This is a genomic window from Anabaena sp. UHCC 0204 (assembly GCF_009711975.1).
Classification (GTDB): Bacteria; Cyanobacteriota; Cyanobacteriia; order Cyanobacteriales; family Nostocaceae; genus Dolichospermum.
The window spans coordinates 162,839-179,854 of sequence record NZ_VIKW01000005.1 but is presented as its reverse complement, the minus strand read 5'-3'; the positions used below and the strand labels follow the sequence as shown (position 1 = coordinate 179,854).

Annotated in this window: 12 protein-coding genes; 11 read left to right on the top strand and 1 reads right to left on the bottom strand. The window is 34.9% G+C overall.

Annotated elements, in window-relative coordinates; genetic code table 11:
- The first annotated feature begins 27 nt into the window (after positions 1–27).
- The 11 genes from FJR04_RS06230 to FJR04_RS06180 all read left to right on the top strand — a co-directional run bounded on the left by FJR04_RS06230 (position 28) and on the right by FJR04_RS06180 (position 13,867).
- Positions 28–3,921 carry a response regulator gene (locus tag FJR04_RS06230; protein WP_168492765.1) on the top strand — a complete coding sequence of 1,298 codons (3,894 nt, stop codon included), beginning with the start codon at positions 28–30 and terminating at the stop codon, positions 3,919–3,921.
- Positions 3,922–4,800: 879 nt separating this feature from the next.
- On the top strand, positions 4,801–5,172 hold the full coding sequence (locus tag FJR04_RS06225; RefSeq protein WP_168492763.1) for a roadblock/LC7 domain-containing protein: 372 nt from the start codon (positions 4,801–4,803) through the stop codon (positions 5,170–5,172).
- Between the two features lie 220 nt (positions 5,173–5,392).
- The gene (locus FJR04_RS06220; protein WP_168492761.1) at positions 5,393–5,932 is read left to right on the top strand and encodes an ATP/GTP-binding protein; all 540 of its coding nucleotides are present in this window, start codon (positions 5,393–5,395) and stop codon (positions 5,930–5,932) included.
- Positions 5,933–6,016: 84 nt separating this feature from the next.
- Positions 6,017–6,892: a DUF4388 domain-containing protein gene (locus FJR04_RS06215; RefSeq protein ID WP_168492759.1), complete on the top strand. Its 876-nt coding sequence runs from the start codon at positions 6,017–6,019 to the stop codon at positions 6,890–6,892.
- 151 nt (positions 6,893–7,043) lie between these two features.
- Complete coding sequence (locus FJR04_RS06210) at positions 7,044–7,508, top strand: hydrocarbon-binding protein (RefSeq protein WP_168492757.1); 465 nt, start codon at positions 7,044–7,046, stop codon at positions 7,506–7,508.
- A 128-nt stretch (positions 7,509–7,636) separates the two neighbouring features.
- Positions 7,637–8,191, top strand: a complete 555-nt coding sequence (locus tag FJR04_RS06205; RefSeq protein ID WP_168492755.1) for a protoglobin domain-containing protein — start codon at positions 7,637–7,639, stop codon at positions 8,189–8,191.
- An 862-nt stretch (positions 8,192–9,053) separates the two neighbouring features.
- Positions 9,054–9,653 carry a hypothetical protein gene (locus FJR04_RS06200; protein ID WP_168492753.1) on the top strand — a complete coding sequence of 200 codons (600 nt, stop codon included), beginning with the start codon at positions 9,054–9,056 and terminating at the stop codon, positions 9,651–9,653.
- A 25-nt stretch (positions 9,654–9,678) separates the two neighbouring features.
- The gene (locus tag FJR04_RS06195) at positions 9,679–10,443 is read left to right on the top strand and encodes a cobalt-precorrin-6A reductase (RefSeq protein WP_174763508.1); all 765 of its coding nucleotides are present in this window, start codon (positions 9,679–9,681) and stop codon (positions 10,441–10,443) included.
- 51 nt (positions 10,444–10,494) lie between these two features.
- Entirely contained in the window at positions 10,495–11,574 is a 1,080-nt protein-coding gene (locus FJR04_RS06190) for an alfin (protein ID WP_168492751.1), read from the top strand.
- A gap of 129 nt (positions 11,575–11,703) precedes the next feature.
- A complete protein-coding gene (locus tag FJR04_RS06185) occupies positions 11,704–12,549 on the top strand; it encodes a DNA adenine methylase (protein WP_168492749.1) in 846 nt (281 codons plus the stop codon).
- Positions 12,542–13,867 (top strand): translation elongation factor, encoded by a 1,326-nt coding sequence (locus tag FJR04_RS06180; RefSeq protein ID WP_168492747.1) that lies wholly within the window; start codon positions 12,542–12,544, stop codon positions 13,865–13,867. Before FJR04_RS06185 ends, FJR04_RS06180 begins: the two co-directional genes overlap by 8 nt.
- A gap of 133 nt (positions 13,868–14,000) precedes the next feature.
- Here the strand turns inward: FJR04_RS06180 and FJR04_RS06175 are convergent, their stop codons facing one another.
- Complete coding sequence (locus FJR04_RS06175; protein ID WP_168492744.1) at positions 14,001–16,913, bottom strand: tetratricopeptide repeat protein; 2,913 nt, start codon at positions 16,911–16,913, stop codon at positions 14,001–14,003.
- Positions 16,914–17,016 lie beyond the last annotated feature (103 nt).

The window sequence follows — 17,016 nt, the reverse complement described above, 5'->3', positions numbered from 1 at the left end:
ATTTTTAAAATAAATTTTGATAAAAAGATGAGCCAGATAGAAAAGTTACAATTACCCGCTACTATTTTAGTAGTTGATGATAATCAGGTAAATTTACTTTTACTTTCCAAGGTACTTGCTAGGTATGGTTATAAAGTTTACCCAACTATAGATGCTAATTCAGCATTAGGATATCTGCAAACAAATTTACCTGATCTGATTTTAATGGATATCATAATGGGTGATATGAATGGTTATGAGCTTTGTCAAAAGCTGAAAGCAAATGAAAGCACTCGTGATATCCCCATTATTTTTATTAGTGCATTAGATGAGCCTTTTGATAAAGTAAAAGCATTTAATGTGGGTGGTGCTGATTATATTACTAAACCATTTCAAACACAAGAAGTAATTGCCAGAATTGAAAATCAACTGCGGTTGCGACGCTTACAGGATCAATTAGTTGAGCAGAATACAGAATTACTACAAAAAACTCAAGCACTAGCAAATTTTAGTTCTAGTTTAAAGCAATTACATCGCATCAATATCACTGATTTTAATAATGTTGAAGAACTCTTTACTGACTATTTAGATACAGGTTGTCAAGTCCTGGAGTTTTCAGCCGGAGCAGTTGGCCAAATTAATAATCAAAGTTATTCATTTTTAGCTGTTAAATCTGAGTTTAATTCTTTAGTACCTGGGTTACAAATCAATCTATCAGATGCTTATTGTGGAAAAGTAGTTGATCAAAGACAAACAGTTACATTTGATCATGTAGGAGAAATAGAAGAGATGCGTTGTCATAGTCTCTATCAAAGCTTAAAAATAGAATCTTATATTGGTACTCCCATTTGGGTAGATGGAAAAATTTATGGGACACTTTGCTTTTTTTCTACTAATGTCAGATCTAAAAAATTTCAAAGTCATGAGAAACAAATTATTGAGTTGATGGCTCAAAGTATTGGTAAATTTATTAGCGCTCACAGAACAGAAATTAAACGCCAACAGGCAGAAGAAGAATTAAAAATAAGTGAAAGAGAAATCAGGGAAACTCAAGCATTTCTAGATTCAATTATTGAAAATATTCCTGACATGATATTTGTTAAGAATGCAGAAAATTTAAAAATTGTCCGTATTAATAAAGCAGCTGAAGAGCTATTAGGCTATTCCCGAGAAGAATTAATAGGCAAGAGTGACTATGATTTGTTTCCAGCAGAGGAAGCAGATTTTTTTAATGCCAAAGATCGAGAAGTTTTAACTAAGAAAAAAAATATAGATATTTTTGAAGAATTTATTCATACCAGATCCCAAGGAATAAGAATTCTACATACAAAGAAACTGCCAATTCTTGATGAAATGGGAAATCCAAAATACCTACTAGGTATAGCTGAAGATATTACTGATCGCAAACGGCAACAAACTGCATTGCAACTGATTGTTGAAGGGACAGCTTCTAAAACAGGTAATGAGTTTTTTCGTTCCTTAGTTCGCTACCTAGCAGAAGTTTTAGAAGTTCGTTATGCTTTTGTAACTAGATTTGTAGAACCTACAAATACTAAAGTTCGTACCCTGGCATTTTGGCGAGGAGAAGACTTTGGTGAAGACTTGGAGTATAAATTAGTAGGAACACCTTGTCAACATATATTATCGGGAGAAATACTTTACTATCCTCAAAATATTCAGTCGTTTTTTCCTGATTATGAACATTTAGCTAAGTTAGAGGTAGAAAGTTATTTAGCGATCGCATTACATGATTCAATGGGCAATATTCTAGGACATTTAAATGTGTTAGATACCAAGCCAATGCTAAAAACCCAGACGACAGAACTAATTTTAAGAATTTTTGCAGCCCGCGCTGGTGCAGAGTTAGAGAGGCTCTTATTTGAAGATACTTTACAAGACAGTTTAGAACAGCAACAGGGAACTCTACGAGTAGTAGAACGAATGCGGCAGACCTTGGATATTCAACAAATATTCCGAGCTACGACAGAAGAATTACGAGAATTATTGAAATGCGATCGCGTCGCCATTTATTATTTCCATTCCGACTGGAGTGGTGAATTTGTCTCTGAAGCAGTTGCTCCTGGGTGGAAATCCTTATTAGAAGAAAAATGCCATGATATCGTTCTTCAACAACATCTTTATAACTCTAAATGGGAAAATTTAAAACCCAACTGGTTTGCAGATACCTACCTCCAAAACAATCAAGTCAATCAAATATCAGATCAATCAAAATTTGTTGTTGACAATATTTACAAAGCTGGTTTTTCTGATTGCTACATACAGATATTAAATAAATTTCAAGCTCAGGCATATATTATTGTCCCGATCTTCAAAGCTCATAAATTGTGGGGACTTTTAGCAGTTTATCAAAACTCTGCTCCCCGTTCGTGGAAACAAAATGAAATTAATCTTGTTATCCAAATTAGTAACCAGTTAGGAATAGCACTGCACCAAGCACAGTTATTTAATAAAATTCAACAACAATCACTAGAACTAGAAAAAGCTAAGGATACAGCGGAATTAGCTAACCGATCTAAGAGCGAATTTTTGGCCAATATGAGTCACGAATTACGGACTCCCCTCAATGCCATAATGGGCTTTACTCAACTCATTAACCGAGATTTACTCTTAAGTCCAAAACATCAGGCACATCTGGAAATTATTAATCGCAGTGGACAACACCTGCTAGAACTAATTAATGACATACTAGAAATGTCGAAGATTGAAATAGGTAAAATTCAACTCAATCCTTCTAGCTTTGATTTATATTATTTACTTAATAATTTGGAAGATTTATTAAGTCTAAAAGCTGCTTATAAACAGTTACAACTTATTTTTGATCGCGCTCCTAATATTCCCCAATATATCACTACTGATGAGGTGAAACTTCGTCAGATTTTACTGAATTTACTAGGAAATGCGATTAAGTTTACCGAGCAAGGGCAAGTAACACTGCGTGTTAGAACAGAAAGCAATAAAGATCAAGAAGGTATAATTTCTACTTTGTTATTATTTGAAGTAGAAGATACTGGACCTGGTATTTCCACCGAAGATATTAAACAATTATTTAATGCTTTTGTCCAAACAAAAATAGCTCAGTACCATCAAGGAACAGGACTAGGATTAACTATTAGTCAAAAATTTGTTAAGTTGATGGGCGGTGAGATCACGATTGAGAGTATTGTTGATCAAGGAAGTATATTTAGATTTCATATTCAGGTAGATTGTGCTGAAAAAGTAAGTATTCCTGCCAAACAGCCTAACCGCCACATTATTAGCCTAGTACCTGAACAACGAAGTTACCGATTATTAATCGTAGAAAATCATAGCGATAGCAGAAAACTTTTGGTTGAGTTACTTATCCCATTGGGATTCGATATTTATCAAGCTGAAAATGGCCAAGAAGGAATTGCTTTATGGCAGCTTTACCAACCCGATTTAATTTTAATGGATATGCAGATGCCTGTCATGGATGGTTACGAAGCAACTAAGAGAATTCGCACTTTAGAAAAGCAAAATATGGCTTCTTCACACCTACCAATCAAAATAATTGCTTTGACGGCTAGTGCTTTTGAGGAACAACGAAATCATATCTTATCTATAGGTTGTGATGATTTTATTCATAAGCCTTTTCAAGAAGAATTTCTGTTAAATAAACTTGCTGAACATTTAAAACTTCGCTACATTTATGAAGAAAATATAAAAGATGTAGAAAAAGAAGAAGAACAATATTCATCCTTAGATTTGATGCCTGATGAATGGATTATCCAATTATATAATGCTGCTAGTAGATGTAGTAAAAGTCAAACGATGGAATTAATATCTCAAATCCCTGAATTTCAAAAAAAGTTAGCTAAGACCATAACAGATTTAGTCTATGATTTTCACTTCGATAAAATTGTCCAGTTATGTGTTGAATATTTACCAAAACAGCTAAAATAGTTATACCCCTCATTTCCCACTGTTAACTCTCATCATCGGTGATTACGGAAGTTGATCTATGAAAATTACAAGATGTGCGTCAATCGGTTTCTATTATGCGATCGCATTACATTTTCAAAAAAACAGTCAAGAATTATGTTATTAACATCTTGGATAAACTTAACTTACGTGATTGTACTCAAGCCGCGATCCTAGCTCATACTTTTTTCACTTATTTGGAAAATAATACGTAAAATAAATAGCACTTATTTTTATTTATGTATTAATTCCTGAATCATATCTTTTGGGTCTAACTATATTTATGTACATATAGCTAATAAATTTTACACAACTTAATATAAATACTCAAAACTTACTAGGGTCAAACTGTCAGAAAAGCTGATTTTCTATGAATTACACCGCGTAAAGCAACTCATGTCAAATTTACACATAGCCTGAAACTTATATAAATGATAAGATAAATTGAATTTCAGTATTTTCTCGGTATGATATTAGTTGTCACTGGGGCATAATTTAAATCACAAGGCAGCTAGTGAAGAGGCATCCATTTACACAGTTCCGTGATTGTTAAAACATGAATTTGGAAACATGATGTAAAAAGCTAGTACCGGATGGGGGAATTAACAATTAAAAATTAAAAAAGCAGATTACACAAGCTTCTTAAGAATTTTTAATGGTTGGTTGAATTACACCGTTGTGTACTAGTACAATTAGTAACTAAGCTGTGCATTTAAAGAGTGATGATAATTATGTATTCTAAGTTACGACTTTAGAATAAAAAAATCTGTATTTTTACAGGCAAAAAAGGGTTAAGCTAATTTAGTATTTGCTTGATTTCCATACTCACTTTCCCATTCAACACAACGGAGAATAATTATAATGGCTATCAACTCAGAAAAACTTGGTATGGTTTTGCAAAATTTTGTTAGTGGTACTACAGATGTACAGGGTGCTGCACTTGTAACTCCAGATGGTCTACCACTAGGAGCAAGCTTACCTGGTGGGATGGATGAAGAAAGAGTATCAGCGATGTCAGCATCTATGCTATCCCTGGGTGAAAGAATTGGGATGGAATTAGCCAGAGGAACTATTGACCGGATCTTTGTAGAAGGCAATAAAGGCTTTGGCATACTAACTGGTTGTGGTCAAGATGCAGTTCTTCTAGTCTTAGCTAGTGAAAGTGCTAAACAGGGATTGCTAATGCTAGAAATTAAGCGGGTACTGGCAGAATTAAAACTGATCCTCCAGTAAATGACAGCACCTTACAGGTAACTTAATTTAGAGTTCCCTGGTAGATAAGTGCTGCTGATTCTAGGGAACTTGATATTTGATTTTTGAATGTGTTTATTTTTGCAGCACGCGTCTAGATTGGTCGTATAAGCCTGTGGACTGGATAGCACCAACGTTGCCAGAGTGAAACAGGAAAAAAATGTGAGCAATTATTAACATTTTCGTATCGGAGTGGATAAAGATGGAAGTTATGCGCTTGGTTGTCACGGGAACTGTAGGAGCGGGTAAGTCTACCTTCATCCGTTCCGTTAGTGAAATTGAAGTTGTAGATACAGATACCCGTGCAACTGATGAAACAGCATTGCTGAAGAAAAGAACCACTGTAGCCTTTGACTTCGGCAGATTGCAATTTGGTCCTGATATGGCATTACACCTTTATGGAACGCCTGGACAAACTCGCTTTGATTTTATGTGGGATATTCTCATACACAAAGCGCACGCTTATATTCTCTTAGTAGCTGCCCATAGGCCGAGAGAATTTCGTCAGGCACGGAATATTCTTAACTTCATGCAAGCGCGAGTAAGTGTTCCTATGATTATTGGTATCACCCATACCGATTGTCCTGGAGCTTGGGCAGAGGAAGATATATATCTAGCAATTGGTTATGTAGATGAGCAAAATCGGCCTCCTCTAGTTAAGGTTAATCCCAACGAAAAAGACTCAGTAGCAGAAGCAGTAATTCATTTAGTACAACACTTAATGGAAAGCTGTGTTGTTTAGAAATTAAAAGCTTTTTTAAAAGTACAAATTAGCAGTTTAAATTCTGGGTTTTAATAAATTTCTTATGAATAAAGGAGGTCAGTTATGTCTATTAATGGTAACTTTGCAGATTTTTCTTTACCAGAACTGCTCCAATTTTTAGATCAAGGTAAAAAAACAGGTGTACTTCATATTGAATTATCATCTGACAAAAATCAAACTAGTAGCAAACAAATTTATTATATTTGGCTGCATCAAGGACGGGTTATAGCTGCATCTGATCGTTTAGATCAACAGGGTTTAACCTTAATGATTGCTCAACGTGGATGGGTAAGTGAACGTGTAATCTCTAGGGTGACAAACATTTCCTCTTGTTTTATTAATTCCCCTCTGGGACTATGTTTGAAATCCCAAGGTTTAGTACAGCCAGAACAACTAAAACTCTTGTTTAACTCTCAAGTTCTCCGTCCAGTTTGTGCTTTATTCCAAATCAAAGATGGCCAGTTTAAATTTGATCCAATCTCAGCCTTACCCTTAGGAGAAATGACAGGTTTGAGTATGTCCGCAACCGAAGTTATATTAATCGGTTTGCGAGCATTGCGAGACTGGAATGCTTTAGCAGAGAAACTACCAGATCCTACATCGGGTTTATCAGGATTAAGTGCAAAACAGCCCCGGTTACAGCTAAATGCTCAAGAATGGCAAGTATGGGAATTTGCCAATGGTGAAGTTCCCTTAGAAAAAATTGCCAATCAACTCAATCTTACTGTAGACACAGTATTGCAAATAGCTTTCCGTTTGATTGTCGTCGGTTTGGCAAAAGAACATTTTATGGTTGCGGCTACTTCTATTCCCATGATGGAAGAATCTACTACCGAAATACATTTAATCGAATCAGTCCCAGTACCCAGTCAAAAGCCTGCTGTGAGTCAATCATTTCTCAAAAGTTTAGTAGGATTTTTGCGGAGTAAAACAGGTTAATTATACTTGATACTGCTGCTATCTTAAATTTTGAAAAATTTTCCAACTCTATCTTTTATAGAGTCTCAACAAAAGTTAATTAAATCCGATAAAATCTAAATCTAAATCTAACTATCAATTGGTAAAATGGTTTATCCAGGAATTTAAAATTATGTTAGAGTTACGAAAAGAACTAGGCGACTTTAATAGTATTATCTGTTTTAAGGCAGCCATTACAGGTATGGAAGAAGCTTTAGGAGAAAAAGCTACAGCTATTGCACTAACCACAGCAGGTCGAGCCAGGGGGAAAAAGGTAGCTGAAAATTTAGGTTTTACAAAAGCTTCACATTCATTAAATGATGCAGCAAATGAATTAAACCTGGCTTTAGGCAAAGAAGGCACACGGTTGTGTATTGTTGAGAAAATTGTTGCTGAAGGTGAAATCATTAAAGTCTATACTTCTGAAACCTTTTGTTCTGCTGGTGAACCACTAAATTCACCTCGTAAATGCACTTTTACTATGGGTGCATTTTGGGGTGCTATCGAACAAATACTTGGTAAGTGTTTGAGAGGAACACATACTAAATCAGTCCTCCAAGGAGGTACTCATGATGTATTTGAATTAGTTCCTTTCTAGTAACGGGTATATATTAATTATACTTCTACCGCTACTATGTGATTTGGAAAAAAATCCATACTCTATCTTTGATCAAGTTTCCACAAAAGTTAATTAAATCCACTTCTAACAGTTTTTAAGGATTAATCATGGCTATTGAACCTCGCGCTTTTTTGACCACTATGGAAACTCGTATTGGTCTGACTCCAGAAGATAAATCTGTCATGAAAGAAAATGCAGATTGGGGAAGCAGTATTGCTGAAGAAATGGCAAATCATTTTTATGCTTATCTCGGACGTGACGCAGAAATGAGTGGCATTTTAAGTGCAACTGAAGGACGCGCTCATCGTTTACATAAAACCTTTATTGAATGGTTTTCTCAAATGTTTACAGGTATGGATAATTGGGGCGATGAATATGCAAAATGTCGTTGGCACATTGGTCTAATTCACGTCAAAATTGGTATTGCTCCTCAGCACGTAGTTCCAGCAATGGCTGTTGTAGTTCATGAAGTTGGCAAAAAGCTTAAAGCTGATGGTAAATCAGAAGAATTAAAAGAAGCATTGGGTAGAATTTGCATGATTGATTTAGCTTTTATTGAGCAAGCTTATGTAGAAGTTTCTTCAGCCGCTGTACTCAAAGAAACTGGTTGGTCGGCAGCTTTATTCAGACGTTTAATTGCTACTGGTGCATCTGATATGTAATTTACATGATGAAAATATAGCAATTCCCATTTTAGTGAGGTATAAGAAGAAAGAATTAACCGCAGATGGACGCAGATAAACACAGATAATTTTGTACTTCATTAGACTAGGAAATGCGTTATTAATGGATAATTGACAATTGGTTTAAAATCTTTCTTTGTCAAGAGAAAGAGACAGAAAAACCTTTTTTACCTATATTTTCCAAAGCCCTGGTAATATCCCAAGGGCTTTATTTTTTTGTATAATTAGAAACTACTGTAAGATTCAGAAATTTGCCCAAATTTGGGATTTAGGGGTTAAATCTGTTGAATCTATGAGTATTTGTAACTATTCCTATGTCGTAGCTTTTGTTGCTCAAAGTAAGTTAACGGATCTTTTTGACGATTTACCTATTGCTGGCGGTGCTGAAGCAGTATGAGAATATGGTAGTAAATATTACGTTATGGCTGATAGTCTTCTCCGTTGGTCAGAACGGCCAGAACCCTTAAAAAACAGTATTTTGGCAAAAATACCTGTCTTGCTATAGAATTAACGTGAGTAGAGAGGCAATACTCTTGGGTAAGCGACAGCACAACCCAACCAAAGTCCGTAAATGTTGGGTTTCCTAATTTCAACCCAACCTGCCTGATTTAATGTTTTTAACTTAACCGACAAGTATTGAGTAGAGAGGTGCTGCTAGAACGTCTTTACTTGATATTAGGCTTTAAATTGGCATCTGCTATAAAGTGAAGCACAGAAATTAATAAAAATTTTGATCCGTCGAGATTTCTCGGTTACAAGTCCACCATACAATTGAATTAAATCAACCATATTGATGATGAGAATATAGCTTTGAAAAATCAAAATTTATACTCGCAAGATCATGAAACAAGTAAAAATACCAAATGATTTAACACAAAAATCTAGGGAGAAAAACAGAGAAGAGAAATTGATCAGTGATGTTGAACTATTATTAACAACGTTGGTTTATCAGGAAGAAGCTATAATTAAGGCAATTTTGGATTGTCTCTATGATGTGGGATCAACTAATTTGGTAAATCAGAAGTTCAAGTTGGGAACTTTGAATAAAACACTGAAATTTATAACTAAAATGTCTAAGCCTGCATTTAAACTTTTGGCTTGGCAATGGTTTAAGAAAAATTGCCCGAATTTGATTACTCAATGGTTGCAAAGTAAAGTTGCTTTTCCTCGTGTAGAAAACCCTCAAATAGAGGTGGTGGGGGAAAATGAAAATCCGAGTTTAGTTTATGCTCCCCCGTATCCAGAGCAGAATCAGATACAGCAGGTAAAGCGTCTTCATTCCCAGGTAAAATTGCTAATCAGTCTTTTAGTGACTGTGGTGACAATGTTTAGTGGTAGTTTGATTTGGCTAGGTTATTCATCACAGCAAGCGCATTTGCAAACTGTGGAAAAATTGCAAAACCAAGTCAAAGCTTTGGAATCTATCACAGGTGATAGATAATAGCTTGTAAAAATTTTAAATTGATATGTTGCGGGTTTTAATTCTAGGTGGAATTGGTGATGCGGCAGAATTGGCTGCTAGGGTAGCAAATATTTCTGGTATTGAAGCGATCACCTCTTTAGCCGGTCGAACCCGTGAACCTTCTACTCCCGTTGGTAATGTGCGGATTGGCGGTTTTGGTGGTGTAGTTGGGTTGGTTAGTTATTTGCGAGAAATGCAAATTGATCTCTTAATTGATGCTACTCATCCTTTTGCTAATCAGATTTCTGGGAACGCAGCCGCAGCCGCACAGGAAGTTGGTATTCCGAGATTAATGGTAATTCGTCCACCTTGGGAAAAACTAGAGGATGATCATTGGTTAGAAGTAGAAAATAATATTGCTGCTGCTGCGGCGTTGGAAAACCAAAGCCAACGGGTATTTTTAACAATTGGTAGACAGGAAATTGCGACTTTTGCACATTTACAGAAAGTTTGGTTTTTAATGCGGATGATTGATCCGCCAAACAATGATGTTTTAGTGCCACCTGGTTTGATTATATGCGATCGCGGTCCTTTTACTTTAGAAAACGAACAGGAAATTCTCCTCAAATACAATATAGATACTATTGTTAGTAAAAATAGCGGTGGTAGTGCTACCTATCCGAAAATTATCGCCGCCCGAAAACTAGGAATAAAAGTTGTGATGGTAAACCGTCCACCTGTACCCCCAGGAGAACAAGTTTCAGATGTGGAAAGTGCTATAAAATGGTTATTTTACAAGATGGATATTTTGTTACAGGATGGTAAATAATCCTATAATATTACTATTGATGTTCTAAAATTTCATAATACATAATATATTATGGTTTCAAAACGGTTACAAAATATTATTTTTAATAAGTATGTGGATTCTCATAGATGTATTCTAGAGCAGATTCGTTCACAAAAATTCTGGAATACTTGCAATACTGATGAAATGGGAGAAATTTTATTTTTTAGTAATCCGACAGAGTTCATTTCTGGGTTTAATTGGGGAAATATTGAACTTAATAAGTTTAGAGAAAGTTGGTCATTATTATCTCATGAAATACTTTACTTAATTCCTCTTCCACCAGCTTTCAGAATAAATCAATTGCAGGAATATGGATATCCAGAACCTTTATATGGATATCAGCCTATTCCCATAGAAAGATCCGACTGGACTTTAAACTTTTCTAGAATAATTGATTCTTGGTTAATGGCTGCTATTATTTATGATGGTAATCTCCTTTCAAAACAAGATAGGCTAAATCTCATTGCCAATATAAATTCTCATCCTACATTATTTGAAGTTTGCCAATCATTACAATTTTCTCAAGATGACTCTAAAATTCAATGGAATAAATTACCAAAAGCTATTTATAATCAGGAATCAGAATTTTATGATCAAAGTTTACTAAGTTTAAATTCCTCAATTGATATGTTGCAAATACCTGATGTTTATATACAATGGCAGGAAGTGCTAATAAAAGCTTTACGCTCTTGGGATATATGGAATATATGTAACACTTACGAACGAGGAAATTATTTATTTTTTAATATGCCTTTATACTCAAATAATACTGAGTGGCAATTAATTGATGTGAGTGATAATGAAACTGAATTTCATATTTTAGGTGTTTTACCTGGATTGATTCAACTCCCTTACCCTCCATCATATAAATCAACTGCCTCTCCTGTGATTAATTATCAACCTACTGTTGAAGAAAGATATGATTGGACACTTGAATTTGCTAGACGACTTGATGCTTGGTTAGCTGCTACTATTTTATATGCTGTTAGCTTATATCAACAAGAAGATAAGCTTCAAGTGTTTAATATAATAAATTCGATAGACTCCATATCTGATGTGTGTATTGATTGGGAATTTGATCAACATGAATGTCAATTAAACTGGGAATAGTTCACTAATTCTCAAAAATCCAGATTTTTTCAAAAAATATAGTATAATCGTGACTCTATACGAAAATATCAATTATATAGTACAATAGTATTAATAAACTATTGTACTATATAATTTGCAGGTCATAAAATGGTATCAGTTAATCCGTTAGTCAAACCATTTGTAAAGTGGGCAGGAGGAAAAAGACAGCTTGTGCCGACAATTCTAGCCAATCACCTCCCTAAAAATCATAATCTTCAAACCTACTACGAGCCTTTTATTGGTGGTGGTGCGCTTTTGTTTAGTTTGCAACCTAAAAAAGCTGTCATTAATGACAGTAATGCTGAATTGATAAATTGTTACAAAATAATTAAAAATTCTTTAGATGAACTAATTGAAGATTTAAAAAATCACAAAAATGATGAATATTATTATTATGATATTAGAGACTGGGATCGAGAAAAGAATTTTAAGTCTAAAACAGAAGTTCAACGAGCATCCAGAATTATCTTCTTAAATAAAACTTGTTATAATGGGTTATTTAGAGTTAATTCTCAAGGTCAATTTAATGTACCTTTCGGCAAATATAAAAATCCAAATATTTTAGATATAGCTGTTTTAAAAGCAGTTAATAAATATTTAAATGAAAATCAAGTTAGAATATTAAACTCTGATTTTCAAGAAGTTGTTAAAGATGCAAAAAGAGGAGATTTTATATATCTCGATCCTCCTTATGATCCAGTTTCTGAAACTGCTTCTTTTACTGGCTACGATGTTAACGGTTTCAATAAACAGGAACAGCGAAGATTAAAAGAGGTATTTGATGATCTAAATAATAGGGGTTGTCATATTTTACTAAGCAATGCTTATACAGAATTTATTAAAGACCTATATAAAGATTATCCACACACAAAAATATCAGCTATAAGAGCGATAAATTGTAATGGTAAAAAAAGAGGTAAAGTGGATGAGATTTTAGTAAAAAACTATGAGTGATAAAAATACTAAAAAAGCAAAAAACAAAAATGATATTGCTTGGGAAGCACTATTTGAAAAATACTCTATTTTGGAAAAAATCAATGAAATAGGATACTTTAAGATAGAGTCAAATAGTATTAATGAATTCAGAGAAAGTAGGTTAATGGCAAAGTTTGATCATTATCATACTTTGCCTAAAATATTTAAACAACATAAGCTGTCTATATTACCTATTTCCAGAAAGAAATATATAATAGGCAGATTTGATACTTATTTAAATGTTGATTATGACGCTTGTTTAGAACCTACTCCTGTTGATTTTCCTTCCAGTATAGAAAGTATAGATTATTGTAATCTCTTTTCAGAAAGTGCAGCTTTAAGTTGTGCTTTCAATATAGATATTATAGATGATTTAATAAATAGTAATGGAGAAATTTTTAAACAAACTGTTTATGGTCGAATGTCTACAGGTCAGTTTAAATTCTTTATAAAAGATAGAGTAGATAACAACCAGTATCAAATTGAAGTTGATAATTCTCAGTGTGAAATAGATGCAGGGTTTGAGAGTGAAAATTATTTTGTTTTGGTGGAAGCTAAATTATATGATGTGGATAATTTTTTAATTAGGCAGCTTTATTATCCATATCAACTATGGTCTAATAAAATTAGAACAAAGCAGGTGATTCCAGTTTTAATGACTTACTCTAATTCTAGTAATATATTTAGCTTCTTTATATATAAATTTGAGAATTTATTAGATTACAATTCTATAAAGTTAGTAGAACAAAAAAATTATGTTATAGCACCCGAAATAATAACTCATGATGATGTATCTGAAATATTTAAATCTATTAAGATAGCTCCTGAACCAACAAATATTCCATTTCCACAAGCAAATACATTTGCAAGAATTATAGATTTACTCACAATTTTGTTAAATAAAGAGCTTACAAAGGAAGAGATTACAGCAAATTATCAATTTGATCAACGACAGACTAATTATTATACTGATGCTGCTAGATATCTTGGATTTGTTGATAAATATGAAGACAGAAATACTAAAGAAATCAACTTTAAGTTAAGTGATGAAAGCACAGATTATTTGAAAAAAAGGCATAAAATAAAAATACTATATTTTATTAGAAAAATTTTACAATATCAGGTTTTTTATAAAACTTTTGAATCTACCCTTTTAAATGGTGAAATACCGGATAAAAATGAAATTATTAAGATAATTTTATCCTGTACAAAGTTAAAGTATAAAACTGCGGATAGACGTTCTAGCACTGTTAGACGATGGATAGAATGGATATTAAGTATGATTTCTGATGAGTAAAGATATAGATGACTAAGAGAACAGCCCTCTTAAAGTTTAAACATATAAGAGGGAGAATTAAAAGACATTACCAATGATGATCATTAGCATCAATTAGGGATTTTATTTTTGGAACTCCCTTAACAATCATCTTTTAATAACTGAGAAAATCCTTAGAAATAGCAAAGGTTTCGCTCACAATTTCCGATGCTAACTGATCAAATTTGAGTTGAGGATAAGTTTTACTACCATTATTTTGATGCCAAGATGAAAATGACTGAGATTGTAAAGAAATCCCTATAGCCACACTAGGTAGATAACTAATATTATAGTCCACCGAATTTAAAGACGAGATTGCAGAAAAAGACAGATTAAATAAACTGTGTAAAGGTAACTTGTACAAATCACGGTGGGGAATTAAGATGATTGTATCTATCCCTTCTAATTCTTGAATAATTATCGGAATATTCAAGATATTTTGTAATTCCAAAACTTTGGATGGAATTGCTAATTGTTGCCAATCTGCTAACCAATTTTCAAATTCAATTAAACGTCGTACTGCTTCTGGTATAGCCTCAATATCTTGTATAGGCGTAAGTAGAAGAATGGGAGACGGTGCTTGATCTTTGATGATAAATGTGTGTAAAGCGGCTGGGCTAAAATGCCAGTAAATTATGGCTGTGGAGGGATTAAGTAATTGTTGAATAGATGTATAGTTAACATTGTTAATGTGATAATTTGCTTCAGACATTAACCAATGTAAACAACTATTTTTACCTTGTTCGGCAATTTCCCAAGCTTCTACTAAGTCTCCTGTATTTACAGACAAATCAACGGCTAGTTGTCCCAAACCAGCAAATTTCAGTGCTAGTTGTTTTTTGTTTTCATCAGAACGAGTGGGGTGAGTGAGTAATTGTTGTAATAATTCCATACCCCATTTTTGCAATTCTTGTGCAGTTGCTGTTTCTCCCAAACAGATCAACATTTTGGTCAGAGATTGCAAAATTTCTAGATGCAATTCGGGGAAATCTTCTGGTGTGAGAGTGGATAGTGCTAGTTGATATTCAGATATAGCATGATGCCAATAATCACGGGGGTTGGATTCTTTTTTGCCTTGCTCGTAATAAGTATTACCAAGAGCTATATGTAATCTTCCCCAGCCTTCGGGGTGAGTATCTGGGCGAAGATGTTTTAAACCTTCTTGATAACTGGCTAATTTGCCTGGATATCCGCCTAAATTGAGGGCGGGATTGGCAGCAGAAATGCTACTAACGACAATCAATGATGATTGATGAGGGTTTAAATTACCAGCAGCAGCACCACGACCGAGCCAAGCTTCCCAGTAGTCTAGTTTAATTTGTAAAGCATTGTCATAGCAGGAAATAGCTTGAGCAAAACGTTCTAAATAAAAGAGGGCTACGGCTTGGTTATACCAGGCGGGGTGGAAATCGGGTTTAATGGCGATCGCTTGTTGATAAGAGGCGATCGCATCTTCCCGTCGTCCCAGGTTTTCAAAGGACACGCCCCGGTTATACCAGGCTAAATAAAATTCAGGTTGAACAGAGAGGGCTTGATCCCAAGATTCAATGGCTTCTAACCATTGTTTCAAATTAAACAGCACTACACCTCGATCAATCCACACCTCATGATAGTCCGGTTGGAGATTGAGGGCTTGATCATAACTAGCGATCGCTTCGGGATATTGCTCACCCACAGCTAAAGCTATACCTCGGTAGTACCAAGTTTCTGGATCTTGGGGTTGGAGATTGAGAGCTTGATCGTAACTAGAAATTGCTTCCCAGATTAAACCTAACTTCAATAATGCTAAACCCCGGCTCGACCAAGCCTCTTCATAATCAGCTTTAATAGCGATCGCCTGATCAAAAGATGCGATCGCCCCATCAAAGTCTCCCAACTCGCCGAGAATACAGCCACGACTGTACCAAACCTTGTAGAAATCTGGTTTGAGTGCCAGTGTTTGGTCATAAGCGGCGATCGCCTCTGGAAACCGTTGCAAATAATAAAGTGTCAATCCCTGATTAAACCAATATTCATAAGCTCCAGATTCTATTTGACTTGCTTGCTCATATAAAGCCAAAGCTGCCAATAAATTCCCAGATTTAGCTTGCTGCAAACCTTCGTAAAATAAAATTTCCGCCTGATTAGCAACAACAATTTGCGATGTTTGACTATCCCGAATTGCCAAATCTGAAGCCAACTGCTGGACAAGATTGGTACTTTGCTCCAACCGCACTACCAACTCATCTAAAGTGGATGCTAACTGCGGTTCTACATTCGCCAAAGAATGATGCAAATTTTCCTCAGTTAGAGATACTGCAACTACTTCCTCAACATTCTCAGAAAATTCCTGAATTGTATACTCATAACTTAGCTGCTCAGTTTCCGACTGAACATAAACATCATGTAGATTTTCATTCTCAACATCTTTGATCAAAAACTCATCACTCAAATCTAAAGAGTAATCAGTCAACACCTCCTCAATTACTTGAGGCGTTGGTGGATTAGTTACACTGTCTGCTTCCTGATATTCCCAAAGCTGTTCACCAAATTGGCGCAGCAATTCTTGTCCTGGACTATCTAACTCCTCTTCAGTAGGGATAAAGATGTCCAATTCCAGTGGCTCTTGCTTACGCTCATACTCTTGATTCAAATTGCGCCGCAATAATTGAATCCCAATATCATAAGCCAGGTTACTAACCTCACCCAGCCCCAATTCACCCAATTGCACCATCCGCTTGGCTAACTGATGATTGGGAGCAGGAGAGGCTAATAATTTATCACCAAATATCAACAGCCAATCTATCCAACGGTCAATAGTAATTCGTGGTTCCATCCGCTGTAAATACTTCAACGCCCACTGTTGTCCTCGCGCTTGATGCACGCCTTCTAGTAGTTCGTTAAACAACAACTCTAGATCCGCATTCGTGAGTTCTGGGGGTTTATCTACCACCAGTTCGCCTTGACTAAACCGGGGATCATTGATCCCAAGGCTGCCAAAGGGGTACTTTAAAAATTTGTTAAGCCACTGCAAGAGCCACCTGAACATCTGCCACTTTATTGGGTTTTCTTTCTCCTAGATTGTAGCTATCGTTGTGTCAAAAAAATTATTAATTACGGAATGGACTACAAAATCTAGATTTACTCGCGTA

Excerpts from the sequence above, each read along its gene's own strand:
- FJR04_RS06180 (WP_168492747.1), top strand. The coding sequence starts at position 12,542 with ATGAGTGATAAAAATACTAAAAAAGCAAAAAACAAAAATGATATTGCT.
- FJR04_RS06230 (WP_168492765.1), top strand. The coding sequence starts at position 28 with ATGAGCCAGATAGAAAAGTTACAATTACCCGCTACTATTTTAGTAGTT.
- FJR04_RS06210 (WP_168492757.1), top strand. The coding sequence starts at position 7,044 with ATGTTAGAGTTACGAAAAGAACTAGGCGACTTTAATAGTATTATCTGT.
- FJR04_RS06185 (WP_168492749.1), top strand. The coding sequence starts at position 11,704 with ATGGTATCAGTTAATCCGTTAGTCAAACCATTTGTAAAGTGGGCAGGA.
- FJR04_RS06195 (WP_174763508.1), top strand. The coding sequence starts at position 9,679 with ATGTTGCGGGTTTTAATTCTAGGTGGAATTGGTGATGCGGCAGAATTG.
- FJR04_RS06220 (WP_168492761.1), top strand. The coding sequence starts at position 5,393 with ATGGAAGTTATGCGCTTGGTTGTCACGGGAACTGTAGGAGCGGGTAAG.
- FJR04_RS06190 (WP_168492751.1), top strand. The coding sequence starts at position 10,495 with ATGGTTTCAAAACGGTTACAAAATATTATTTTTAATAAGTATGTGGAT.
- FJR04_RS06205 (WP_168492755.1), top strand. The coding sequence starts at position 7,637 with ATGGCTATTGAACCTCGCGCTTTTTTGACCACTATGGAAACTCGTATT.
- FJR04_RS06175 (WP_168492744.1), bottom strand. The coding sequence starts at position 16,913 with ATGTTCAGGTGGCTCTTGCAGTGGCTTAACAAATTTTTAAAGTACCCC.
- FJR04_RS06225 (WP_168492763.1), top strand. The coding sequence starts at position 4,801 with ATGGCTATCAACTCAGAAAAACTTGGTATGGTTTTGCAAAATTTTGTT.
- FJR04_RS06200 (WP_168492753.1), top strand. The coding sequence starts at position 9,054 with ATGAAACAAGTAAAAATACCAAATGATTTAACACAAAAATCTAGGGAG.
- FJR04_RS06215 (WP_168492759.1), top strand. The coding sequence starts at position 6,017 with ATGTCTATTAATGGTAACTTTGCAGATTTTTCTTTACCAGAACTGCTC.